General features: G+C 39.2%; 5 protein-coding genes and 2 pseudogenes. 1 reads left to right on the top strand and 6 read right to left on the bottom strand.

Features of this window, described 5'->3' with window-relative positions:
• Positions 1–14: 14 nt before the first annotated feature.
• From ACFO6W_RS15330 to ACFO6W_RS15350, 5 genes are all read right to left on the bottom strand, one after another.
• On the bottom strand, positions 15–1046 hold the full coding sequence (locus ACFO6W_RS15330; protein ID WP_379997948.1) for a glycoside hydrolase family 43 protein: 1032 nt from the start codon (positions 1044–1046) through the stop codon (positions 15–17).
• 68 nt (positions 1047–1114) lie between these two features.
• Positions 1115–3541, bottom strand: a complete 2427-nt coding sequence (locus tag ACFO6W_RS15335) for a glycoside hydrolase family 2 TIM barrel-domain containing protein (RefSeq protein ID WP_379997950.1) — start codon at positions 3539–3541, stop codon at positions 1115–1117.
• Between the two features lie 6 nt (positions 3542–3547).
• Positions 3548–5947 (bottom strand): glycoside hydrolase family 2 TIM barrel-domain containing protein, encoded by a 2400-nt coding sequence (locus ACFO6W_RS15340; RefSeq protein ID WP_379997952.1) that lies wholly within the window; start codon positions 5945–5947, stop codon positions 3548–3550.
• Between the two features lie 121 nt (positions 5948–6068).
• Positions 6069–7598 carry a RagB/SusD family nutrient uptake outer membrane protein gene (locus ACFO6W_RS15345; protein WP_379997955.1) on the bottom strand — a complete coding sequence of 510 codons (1530 nt, stop codon included), beginning with the start codon at positions 7596–7598 and terminating at the stop codon, positions 6069–6071.
• A 23-nt stretch (positions 7599–7621) separates the two neighbouring features.
• Positions 7622–10660 (bottom strand): SusC/RagA family TonB-linked outer membrane protein, encoded by a 3039-nt coding sequence (locus ACFO6W_RS15350; RefSeq protein WP_379997957.1) that lies wholly within the window; start codon positions 10658–10660, stop codon positions 7622–7624.
• Positions 10661–10851: 191 nt separating this feature from the next.
• Between ACFO6W_RS15350 and ACFO6W_RS26505 the strand changes: the two are divergent.
• Positions 10852–11031, top strand: a pseudogene (locus tag ACFO6W_RS26505) (IS481 family transposase); the annotation flags it as partial.
• Between the two features lie 89 nt (positions 11032–11120).
• On the opposite strand, the pseudogene ACFO6W_RS15355 reads toward ACFO6W_RS26505, so the two are convergent.
• Positions 11121–13298: pseudogene (locus ACFO6W_RS15355) on the bottom strand (TonB-dependent receptor).
• Positions 13299–13683: the final 385 nt, after the last annotated feature.

Raw genomic sequence — 13683 nt, forward strand, 5'->3', positions numbered from 1 at the left:
TTTGCAAGTGTTTTTTAATCTAAAGACCAACTTTCTTTCCATTCTATCACCGGCTTTCCATCTTTGAACGTAAGAGGTAGCCAGACATAACGTGAGTCTATCAGGTTTGTTTTATTCCATCGGTCAAACATGGCTATATAAGCACCCTTTTTTTCTGTAACCGGAAGGACAAAGGTACTCTGTGCAAAATAAGTACTATCAGCATCTTTACCGATACATGGGTTTCCTATCACTTTCCATTCACCCATCATAGAGTCAGCAACAGCACATTCGGCTACATTCGGATCCCAACCAGTACAGCCCGAACTTACCAGGTAATATTTACCTTCATGTTTAAATACGGCCGGAGCCTCGCGTGACCGGTCTATAAAATTACGGGTAAATTTTCCTGTATGTTGTGTGTATTCATCATTTAACAGCCCTATGTATAGTGTTTTATTCCATTCCGATGAATAAATATGATAAGCTTTACCATCATCATCTTTAAAAATGGTCTGATCGCGGCTGTCTTCGCCATTCGGTTTGAAGGAACCGAGATAGGTAAAGATACCTGTGGGAGAATCGCCGGTAGCCACTCCGGCATGAGCTTTCTCATAATCGGGACTCTCTATGTGCATCCACATAACAAACTTCTTTGTTTTATCATTGTAAATGACTTTAGGACGCTCTATTACCTGAGAGGGATGGAGATCTGAAGTCGAATCTTCCGGTGTACTTGGCAGTACAACGCCTTCAAATTTCCAGTTTACAAGGTCTTTTGAAGAATAGCAGGCAACACCTCCGGCATCGGCACGCCAGCATTCCCACGTAGTCACCCAGTCGAGGCGGTAGGTCGAATCCCCTTTATATTCTCCATACCAATAGTATGTACCATCATGAAACATTATACCTCCTCCGTGGGCATTTATCGGATTACCATCAGTATCGTTCCATACTATGCCCGGAATGATTTCAGCTCGTTTTTCCTGTGTTTGTTTGCACGCATATGCGCAGATAGTTATCAGGCAGACGATTGCATAAAAAAGCAATTGTTTTTTCTTCTTCATTGGTTATATTCGTTTTTATGATTATATCAATGGTACTATTTCTGATTAAAGCTGAAATCTTTCATATTTCACTTTACATTTACAGATATGGACTGTTCGCTATATTCCTGTGTTATTACATTTAGTACGATTTCTCCTTTTTTTCCTGTCGGCTGGATAATCGCTAAAGCCTTTCCTTTATATGTTTTCGGGGTCAGGGAACGGAAACTCTCCATATCCGTAGGGCAGGCATTACCGGCTGCTAATATTTTACCTTCTCCCGAAATACTTAATTGGAGGTTAATATCTTTATCAGGAACAATATTTCCGTCTTTGTCTACGAGTTCTATCTGTATATAAGATAAATCATTCTTTGTATTTTTTAAATTCAGACGGTCGGCTTTTAGCCTCAACTTTGTGGGTTTTCCCCTAGTGGTCAGTATAACAGATTCTCTTTCGCCATCCGTATCTACTCCCACTGCTTTGAGTTCACCCGGCGCATATTTGACGTTGAACCGGACTGAATATTTGTTTATCCTGTCTTTCTCCGTTTCTTTTTCTACAAGCAGTTTTCCATTGAGATACAGTCTCACAGACGGATAACGGGTATACACCTTCACATCCATATCTTCACCTGCATGGCCGCTCCAGTTCCAACCAGCTTCTTCGTCCGGCCATCCCCAATAACTTATTTTTTCTTTATATCCGGTAGGTACAGGTGTGTGTACAAGCATTTCTATTTTGCTATTGTTCCATAACACATCGCGTAAAGCTGCCTGAGGTTTCCGGTATCCACAAATATCGATATCGCCGCACCATGCATTGAACCAGGGCCAGTCGAGAAACTGTGGTGGGTCTTTTTCTCCATCCTTAATATTGATAGCATGGCCGATGCCCGATTCACCAAGATAGTCAATTGCAGTCCAAATGAAATCGCCGATGATATTTGGATATTTCTCCACCAAATCCCAGTTTACTGTACGTTCCATAGCCGTAGTCTCACTGCCATATATTATTCTTTCGGGATAGGATTTTGTATCATTTTCGTATTCCCACCACATATAGTTGTATCCACCGACATCGAGAGATTCAAAAGCCAGAGGAGAAGCTGATTTCCATTTCAAATCGGGATTATCCCAATAGTCGTTTATGGCTGCAGTGACCGGACGTGTATTATCATATTTTTTGACAATATCTTTCAATTGTTGCGCAATTTTCACCCCCGACGAATCGGAACGTTCCTGTATTTCATTGCCAATGCTCCACATAATAATGGAAGGGTGGTTACGGTCACGTAATACCATTGAAGCTAAATCCTTTTCGTGCCATTCATCAAAAAAACGATGATAGTCTTCCGGATTTTTTTGCTTTTGCCATTGGTCGAAAACTTCATCTATTACCAGAATACCCAGACGGTCACAAACGTCAAGAAATTTTTCAGATGGGGGATTATGCGCACATCGTACGGCATTAAATCCATTTGCTTTCAACAATTCCACCTTCTTTTCTTCGGCTCGATCTATGGCTGCTGCGCCTAACAATCCGTTATCGTGATGCACGCAACCTCCTTTTAATTTCATCGGTTTCCCATTAAGAAGAAATCCGTCCTCAGCAGAGAAAGAGATACAGCGTATTCCGAAAGGAACAGAAATCATATCTTTAACTTTACCTTCCGATTCCAACCTTATATTTGCAGTGTAAAGAGCGGGCGAATCGACAGACCAAAGAGAAGGATTCAATATCTCAATAGATTGGTTTATTGTTTTTGATTCTGTATTACTCAGATTAATAGCCTCCTGCCGGTTTCCTACAATATTGTTTAGGCTGTCTTTTATTTCAATGGAAAGAATAGCTTCTACCGGCTTATCTGTTTCATTAAAAATATCGACTGCCAGCTTTATATTTGCTTCTTCATTCGACATTATATCTGTAGTAATAAACGTACCCCATTCATCCAGATGTAGCTTGTCTTCGGTAATCAGCCATACATGGCGATATATGCCTGAACCGGCATACCATCGGCTGTTCCTGCCTTCGTTCTTCACTTTTACCGCAACAATATTCTCCTGTCCGGCAGGATTGCAATATTCCGTTATATCGCAAAAAAAAGAAGTATAGCCGTAGGGATGGAAAGAAGCTTGTTTACCATTTATCCATATTTCCGATTCCATATATACTCCTTCGAAATATAGTCTCAGCTTTTTGTCAGAACTTATCGAAGGTATTGTGAATGTTTTTCTATACCATGCTGTTCCTCCTTGCGTTTGTCCTATGGCTATGCCTCCGTCACTTTTGGCAAAGAGCATATCCATACTCCAGTCGTGAGGTATATCGACTGTTGTCCATTGTATCGTATCTTGCATAAAAATCCGGTCAGCCGGCATATCTCCATAATGAAAGCTCCATCCTTTATCGAAGTTCAGTTTACGCGCAAACTCTTCTTCAGCCCCACCCATGCACGAGATCAGAAAGGTTGCACACAAGATGGAAACAACAAAATATCTTAGTATATTCATAATCCTCTATTTTACATCAATTGATATTTCGGCTTGAGGTAGTCCTTCAACATTTGCTTTCAGCAGTATCTTCCCTGATTTTTTGTCCGATTTGAGAATGGCCAGACAAGTGCCTCTCCATGCTTTACGATAATTTTTCTGAAAACTTTCGGTACTCATCGGATCGGAATTTGCAACGGCAATCAAAGAGCCTTCTCCGGAGATACTGAATGTCACCAAATCGTCAGCTATCGGGTTAGCATTACCTGTGGCATCTATCAGTTCTACTGTGACATAGCTTAAGTCCTGTCCGCTTGCAGACAGAACAGTTTTGTCTGCTGTAAGTCTTATTGTCGCAACCTTATCTGCTGTTTTCAGTACAGATGCAGTTACCTCTTTTCCATTGTCGTAACCCTTGGCTTCCAGTATGCCTTTCTGATACGGCACATTCCAGTCGAGTTTGTTTTTGGTAAATTCTGTATTCTTCTCCCGTCCTAACGATTTGCCGTTAAGGAATAATTCAGACTCTTCACACTGGGTATATACCCATACTTTCAACTCTTTGCCTTCATAGCCTTGGAAATTCCAGGAATCTATTTCATCCGGCCAGTTCCACACACTCCAGTCTTCTTTTTTAGGATTGAGGGGAAATGATGGTACGGGCGGAGTTACACTTATATGAATAATCGGTTGCTGACTCCACAAAGTTTCCCTGAAGTATGATTGGGGACGCCTGATGCCGCAAATATCAATATCTCCACAGTACGCCATATAGAACGGATAGAAACTTTGTTCGAGATAATATCCATACCATCCGATACTGGCTTCGCCGATATAATCGAATGATGTCCACACAAAATCTCCTATTACCCATTTATATTTTTCCACGTCTTTCCAGTAATCGTAGGCCTGACTTGCATATGATTCAGAAGCGTAAATCAATTGACCGGGATTTCGTTCATGGCCTGTAACATATTCTTTTGGAGAATAATTATAACCGGCAACGTCAAGGGTTTTCAGATAAGCATCTTTTTTAGATGAAACAGAATTTACTCCTGCCGTTACAGGGCGGGTACTGTCGATAGAACGGGTATATTCAGCTAATTTTCGGGACAGATCGGCTATTTCTTGCGTATCGTTTTGCTTAATCTCGTTGCCGATGCTCCACATAATGACCGAAGGATGATTGCGGTCGCGCAGAATCATGCTCTCCAGATCTGCTTTCCACAATTCGTAGAAGTGTTTAGAATAGTCTTCTTCAAAGTGACCGTATCTCCATACATCGAAAGCTTCGTCAATGACTAGTATTCCCAATCTGTCACAAGCATCGAGCAGAGCCGGCGACGGTGGATTGTGTGCCATGCGGAGCGCATTGAATCCCGCAGCTTTGTGTAGTTCTACCTTACGTTCTTCCGCACGGTCGAATGCCATTGCCCCTAATGGCCCATTATCATGGTGGATACATCCTCCTTTGAGCTTTATTTCTTTTCCATTAAGGAGGAACCCTTTTTCGGAATCGAACCGGATAGAACGGATTCCGAATATTTCTTCTGTCCTGTCAGTTATCTTATTATTGTGTTCTATTTCTGTAACAAGTGTGTAAAGTGCAGGAAAGTCTGTTGACCATAAAGCAGGAATTTCTACAATTAAATCCTGATTTACAGTTGTTTTTTTATTCCTGTATATGTTGAATTTTTGTTCGTTTTGTACTATAACTTTCTTGTCAGAATCTACTATTTTTAGCTTAAGGGTAGCCTCTACATTCTCAGATGTAGAATTAACTAGTGTAGATGAAACGGTTACTTTGGCTTGCTTTTCCGAAATTTCGGGTGTAGTAATAACTGTACCATAGTTGTCGACATGCAATGGTGATGTAGATGTGAGCCACACATGGCGATAAATACCTGAACCTGAATACCAACGCGAGGTTACTGTTTCTGTTTTCACCTGTACTGCAATAAGATTATCTTCTCCGAATTTAAGAAAATCTGTAATATCATAGCCGAATGCGGAGTAACCATAAAATTGATTGCCCAAGTGCTGGCCGTTGATCCAGACATCAGAGTTCATATATACACCATCGAACTGTATATAAAACTTTTTCTCAGCCTGCGATTTATCAATATGGAAATGTTTTCTGTACCAGCCTATACCTCCTCGTGTAAACCCACTGGCTACGCCATTAACGACTGTTGAATCGAATGGAGAGTTTGTGGCCGGAATATCCTCGATAGTCCAATCGTGAGGTAAATCTAATATTCGCCATTGCGAATCGTCTAACGCTGGATTTTCTCCATTAGTTACATCTCCATAGTGGAACAACCAGTTATCATCGAATAGTTGTTTACGAGTCTCATTATTTGTCTTTTTACAACTGATTAATCCTATGATAATTGAGAGAAATAATATAATATGGTTTCTTTTCATATCTGTTGCCTTTTCGGAATATAATACCCCTGATAAGTCCTGCGAATACAGTCTCAAATTCATTGAGTTATCCGTATAAGGAACAGATAACTCAATGTTATTTATTAATTACGTGAATGAATTATTCACCACCCCATTCCAATGCCTGAGTGAGAACCTTATTGTTGTCTAATTCTTTTTGTGGTATAGGCCAAACCTTAGATTTCGTTTCACCGACATATCCATATTCGGACAGCTTGTTATATTCACCCCAACGTTTCAAATCGAAATAACGATGACCTTCGAAGGCAAGTTCCACTCTGCGTTCATGTTTGACTACATTCAGTATACTTCCTGCTTCTGAAATTTCTGTTGCCGTTACATGTGGCATTTTTACACTTGCCCTATCGCGTACCTGATTGATCAAGCCTTCTATTTCGCTTTGGCTATCACCACTGTTTGCCAGAGCTTCGGCACGCATCAATAGTACATCAGCGTAGCGAATAACGTAGTAATCCTGATCGTCATAGAACTTCTCTGTTACGGTATAATCCTGATATTTGTTTATATGTCCGCTCAGTACCTGATACCAGTTGATCCAGTCATCGCTTTTCCATGTTTCTTCTATTCCAATGAAGTTGTATCCCCAGCGAGGATCTCTGTTTGCAGGGTCGAGAAGTTCTTCGGAAGTAAAAGAAGTTTTACTCAAAGCCTTTCCGTTTTTATCGTAATATTCATTTAACAAGTCACCTGTAACAGTTATAGGAGTATAGTAGTTTTCGTTATTGCGAGTAGACAAGAATCCTCTCATCTTATTTTCTGTACCATCAATGGTAGCACTGAATCGTACTGCAAACAGCACTTCTTCACTATCATTACCAGCTTCACTAAATAACTTCAAATAATTATCTTCGAGGCTATAGCCCAAATCGATTACTTTCTGCGCCGCAGATGCCGCTTCTGTCCATTTCTGGTTATACAAATAGATTTTGCAAAGCAAAGCCCATGCAGCACCTTTGTCTGCTCTACCTCTTTCGTCTGCAGATATTTTGTCAGGAAGTGCGTCCGATTCTACAACCTTTTTCAGGTCTTCGGTTATAAACTGAACAACATCTGCTTTAGAACTCTTAGGAATATATCCTGTCGAAGTAGGTTCCGTAGATAACGGAATATCGCGATACAGAGATGTCAGGTAATTATAAAAGAAAGCACGTAAAAACTTTGCTTCACCGACGATCCTGTCGGCATCTGCCTGTTCTATTTTATCAGTCCCCATCTGTGGTACATACAAAATAACTTCATTACATCTTGCAATACCTTTATAGCATGCATCCCATACAACTTCTACCAATTCCTGAGATGGGGAAAGTTGTCCCCAGCTCAAAGCATTATCTGCCGGAGACCAAAACCACCAACCACTAGAGCCATCTGTTGTACCAAAACCATCCAATGCTCTGGGGTCGGCTCCATTATAATAATTGAAGTATAGGCCTTGTTGCTGCAACACCCCGTAACATCCAGCTAACATAGCTTCTGCTTCCTGTTTATTATTCCAGTACGAACCGGACGAAGCGGATGAAGGATTCTCCCGGTCCAGAAAATCCGAACAAGAAGGCAAAATAAATCCCAAGCCTATAATTAGTGTTACTAATTGTATCTTAATTCTTTTCATGGCTGTATATTATTATATTATAGTTATAAGTTTATGTTTAATCCTACTGAAAATGTTTTAGCATTGGGATAAGTCCAATTCCGGCTATCTGCAGCATACTTTTCAGGATCATAATTTTTGATCCCGCTGAAAGTGACCAGATTCTGAGCAGATATAAATACTCTTAAACCTTGTACTTTAGCCTTGCTAAGTACTGAAGAAGGCAGCGAGTAACCTATCTCTAAATTTTTCAGTCTCAAGTAGGATGCACTTTTTATCCAAAAAGAAGATGGAAGAGCATTATACGTCGAATTGCCTAAAGATGGATATTTTCCATCAGGATTTTCACTTGCATTATAACGGTTCCACATTTCTTTAGTAGCTCCACCTCCTATCGAAGGGTAATCCATAACAATACGGTCAACATTGCCTATGCCTTGAAAGAATGCAGAAAAATCAAAGTTCTTATATCCTGCTGTAAGATTCAGACTATATGTGATTTTAGGAAAAGGATTTCCAATAATAGTACGATCCTTATCAGTTATTTCTCCATCCGGTACTCCATCCGGACCACTTATATCCAGATAACGAATATCTCCGATACGAGGGCTTCCGATACCCACAGGAGCATTGTCTATTTGTTCCTGAGTAGTATACAGCCCATCTGCTACATATCCGTAATATGATCCTATAGGGTTTCCGGCCAAATTGATAGTCCAGTCATTAATCCAGTCCTTACGTCCGCTAACACTGGTAATCTCGTTTTTCACATGACTGAAATTAAGATTTGCACCAAAAGAAAAGTCATTCCACTTATCATTATAGCCCAGACTTATTTCCCAACCTTTGTTTTTGACTTCTGCAGCGTTTACATAAGGTGCTTCATCAACTCCAATCAAAGCACTAACCGGTAGTTGTAGTAATATGTCTGACGAAACTTTATTAAAATAATCGAAAGTAAGACTTAGTTTGTTTTTTGCAAATACAGCATCCAAACCTATATCGGTAGTTGTTGTCGTTTCCCATTTGATATCGGGATTTGCTGCACTGGCCAATGCTGCTCCGGAAATCTTATTATTGCCCCATATATAGTTATCTAATCCAAGGTTATAAGTTTGTGCAAAAGGATAAAAACCAATATCCTGATTACCCAGTTTACCCCAACTTATTCTTAATTTAAGTGCATCTATTGTATTTTGTTTCTGTAAAAAACTTTCCTCTGCTATGTTCCAGCCTGCGGATACCGAAGGAAAATAACCTACCCGATTTTTTTTAGGTATTCTTGACGATTCGTCGCGACGGAGATTAGCCTCTGCCAGATAACGATTGTTATAAGAATAATTAACACGTCCGAAGAATGAGCGCAGGGTGGCTTCTTCTTCCCATCCTGTGGCGGATGTCGTTTTTGCGGCATTCATTACATGGATATCATTACTCAGGAATCCTTCTCCTTTTGCATTCGAGGTTTTGTTACCATTATACTGAGAAGACTGCCCCACCAAAAAGCCTAAAGAATGAATTTTCTCTAAATCCAGATTGTAGGTAACAATATTTTCATTTATCCATTGTTGCTGTTGCGCTTTTTGCTCTTCTAATGAGGCAACACCGCTTGTAATATAGCTTCCATCCGATTTATAATGGTTATGGGTAGGTTCAAAAGCCGAATAATTAGCTTGATTGTACTGATAAGCAAAACTGGTTTTGAAGTGCAGATTCTTTACAGGCTCAACATCCAGATAAACTTTTCCATCAAATTTATAAGTATTTTGTTGGGAAGACATTGTAGTAAGTTCTACCGGATTACTTTGATATAGTGGGAAATTAGGGTTACCGTCGTATTGTCCCCATTTACCATTATCATATTTTACAGGAATTGTTGGCCTGGTCTGATCTATTATCTGATTAAAGACGCTCCATGTACCTCCCAGCGGTTCTCCTGTTTTCTGGTAGCTTCCCGCAGTATTCATCCCGAATGTTATCATATTAAGGTATTTACTATCGGCATTCAGTCGGAAATTTATGCGCTCGGTATCTGTACCTCTCATAACCCCTTCCTGTTTCATATAACCTAAAGATGCCATATAGTTTGAATTCTGACCACCTCCTGTCGCTGATAAATAGTGATTTTGAATCGGTGCGGTTCTGAAAATTTCTTTCATCCAATTGGTATTGGCAAAATGTTGTTTATCTGAACCGGTTTTCAGAGCATTAATCATTTCGGGAGTATAATTACGATTAGATGCATCACCTCCAAGCGCATTATTCTGTTCATTAAAGAGGGTGGCCCATTGCCATGAATCGAGGAACTTCGGCAACACTGTAGCTGACTGAACGCCGAAAGAACCGCTATATGAAAGCTTATTGGTTCCTGCTCCACGCTTAGTTGTAACCAGAATAACACCATTAGCGGCGCGAACTCCATAAATAGCAGCGGAAGCAGCATCCTTCAATACCGAAATATTTTCAATATCGTTAGGCGCTACACTGCTTAAGTTGCCTTCTACTCCGTCAATCAATATAAGAGGGTTACTATTACCAAAAGTACCGATACCTCTGATGCGGATTTCCACATCGCTGTCTTTTCCCGGTTGAGCAGAAAAGCTACTCACTGTAACTCCGCTCATACGTCCTTGCAAGAGGCTCGATGTATTGGAAGCAGGGATGTCTTTAATGTCATCTACACGCAATGACGATACTGCTCCGGTCAGATTAGCCTTCTTCTGCACACCATAAGCAACAACAACTACTTCATCCAGATATTTAGATGTTTCTTCCATGACCACATCATATTTAGTCTGGGCATCAGTCAGAATAATTTCCCTGGTTTTATAACCTATATAAGTAAATACTAATATAGGCTGATCGGTTTTGGGTACATTGAGACTATAAAGTCCCACGGCATCAGTTATTGTACCCGAAGTCGTCCCTTTTAAGGATACACTTACTCCAGGAAGTTCTTCTCCGCTTGTGTCAGTCACTTTTCCTTCTATTTTAATTGTTTGAGCAATAATTGGAAGGCACCCAAACAAGAGAAGAATCAGAGATAAACTCTTTTTCTTCCATAGCATTCTTTTTAAGTTCATGGTATTACAATTTATTTAAGTTTTGGTAATTAAACCGTTGAGTTTTGTAGTTCAAAGTTGTGTCTTTTTATATTAGCACAATAACATAAAACTGCCAATTTATAACAATAGCATATTATAAATGTTTTTTATAATTTTTTCAAGGATTTTATTTTGATAGAATTTCGTAGTTTATGATTAGTATGGAGGTTTATTATATCGAAAGAACGCATTCAGGAAAATACTGCTATGGTAAAATTCCGATGCAAACTTTTCTTGATACTAAAAGTATTGCTAAAGAAAAACTCTTGGAAAACATAATGCAACAACAAAATATTCTTACTTTCGGAAGTCAAGAAACTGTGGGAGTGAACTATAAAAAAGAAATCTGACAATCATAGAAATACTACAACTGTCAGATTAAGTCTTTGCTATTACAATCCAAATAATTTACAGATCATTTTAATTTACATTTTCTATCTCACAGTTTAATGATAATACCTGCATTCAACACAAAACCGTCTAACGGTGCGTAAATATCCCGAAATTCGGGCTTAGTCATCGAACCCGTATAAATAGTATCGAATCTTGTTTGCCGTCTGTCGGTAAAGTTCTCAAAATTAGCATATACAGAAAACTTTTCCCAAATACGTTGCATCATTAGTCCGCAAATCAGATAATCCTGCCCTGTTTTTCCATCATTCAGTTTTTGCTTTCCTGTATAATAGGCTTCCAATCCGATTTTCCATTTATCTTCCACCTCGTACATTAAAACAGAATTGATTTTATGTTTCGGGGTAAGTTTTTTTTGATAGCTTCTGCCGTCTTCCTTAACATTCGCATCGGTATAGGTATATCCGAGAAACAGACCGAAATCCTTATACGTTATTTTCATATTGGTTTCAGCACCTTTACTATCGACATGACCGTCTATGTTATTAAACTGCCATCGGCTGTTTTCCGCAGCTTGCAGTTCAAGCGGATTTTTAAGATAAGTATAAAAGAATAACTGGTTTATACTTAAAAATACCTGGTCGCCAAATAAGCCCGTTTTATAAGTAAAATCCACATTTGCCCCGTAGCTTTTTTCCAACTTGTTCTTATCATCATCTATCGGCAAGACATTTTGAAACTGGATGCGTTCGCTATCTTCTGAAAAGATGGTAGGTGCTTTATATCCGAATCCGCCACTTATACGGGATGAGAACTTTTCATTGATCTTGAAAAGAGACGAGATACGGGGTAATACAGCAAATCCATAATCAGTAATGTAATCTGTTCACAACCCGGTTTCGAGGTTTATCCAGTCCGTTATCTTTGTATTATTTTGTACAAACAAGCCTAAAGTAGTCATGTTGTAATCCCGCAAAGGAAAATCGGTCAGTTTCTTTTCAGTAAACTTATCTGTCCAAATATTCGCACCTGCTACCCATTCTGTTTTCTCTTTGGTATGTATATAAGAAACCTCCGAAAAAGAAGATAGTTGCTTGCCGTCAAACGTGAAATCGGGGATCTCTATTTTACGACTGAAATAAGTTACGCTGTTTTTTACATTCAATCGGTTTTGCTTATCAAAACGATGTTCAAATGTAAGTTGACTTGAATGTCTTTGTGTTTTATTCCTTTCAAAATAAGAATGTTCTTCATCTCCTTTCCCATCTACATATTTCATATCGCCACCCAGACGGTTTTCTATCGTAGAGTTTATACCGAAATTAAAATCTGTATTTTCAGACAGGTATAAGAATAGTTTAGGATTCAGTACAAATCTGTCAAACTTGGGTATTGCCGTAAAGCCTACATCGGACGGATCATAAGCCCGGTTACGATTATATGATGCAAATATGGTAGTACCTACCTTATTGAATTTCTGACCGAAAAAGCTGTTTACATCGAGTCCTTTGCCTGTTGTTCCATTCAGGTGTATTGAAAAATCTCTTTTCTCTTCAGGTGTTTTTGATATGAGGTTTACTAATCCCGCAATTGCCCCACCACCGTATAAGGTAGAAGAAGAACCTTTGATTATTTCAACCTGCTTTAAATCGAGAGGTGGTGTCTGTAACAAGCCTAAACCGCTTGCTGCACCCGAAAATACAGGAAAACCATCTTTTAGTATCTGGGTATATCTACCATCCAATCCTTGAATACGGATGGATGAATTGCCCGATATGGCTGATGTTTGCTGTGTCATAATACCCGTACTTTCATTCAGTAGCATGCGGATATCTCCGGGCTTCATGACTCCTTTTTCTCCTAATTCTTCTCCGTTTATAAACTCAATACGAGTAGGGATATCTTTAAATGTTCGGGTTCCCCTTGTAGAAGCGACAACTACTTCCTGTAATGTTTCTTCGTCAGGTTCAATTTTGATAATAATAAGTTCGTCCGAAGTAAGCGGAAAGATAAATTCTTGTATGGTCTTTTCATATCCCACATAAGTGATTTCGAATTTCTGTTTCCCGTCCGGAATATTTGTGAGTACGACCAACCCTTCAGTATCGGAAGATGTGCCGTTCGTTGTGTTCTGAAGAACAATACTTGCACCGATCAGAGGTTCTTTCGTTTCGCAATCAATCAACTTGACTTTAAGCGTATTTTGTGCGAAAATATTGGAAAAACTGAAGGCTAAGAATAGCATCAGCATAAATTTCATTTTCATTATGATAAATGTTTTAAATCTTCAATTAGAAATAGCATGAAAGCTACGATATTACAAAGATTGCATTACCGTAAAAATTGCAGGTCAGATTTAGTATGGCCTGTAAAAAATAAGTTCGTTTATGCTTGTGGCGGTTGCCAGATTGAAGATATAAAACCGGGTACGTCTCCTTTAAATACATAATCTGAGTTACAATCAGATACTAACCCTAATGCGATTGTTATTGGTTTATAGAAACGGGCTTCAGGAAAGCCGGTGCAGGTATTACAATGGAGAAATGGAGAGCAACAACTGTAATTGTTATCAGAACAGTCATCACAAGCTTTGCTTGTATCATCTTCTGTGTTCAGCCTTTCCGTATGTATAGAAAGACATTTATCCTCAA

The sequence above is a fragment of the Dysgonomonas termitidis genome, from assembly GCF_042654545.1.
Classification (GTDB): Bacteria; Bacteroidota; Bacteroidia; order Bacteroidales; family Dysgonomonadaceae; genus Dysgonomonas; species Dysgonomonas termitidis.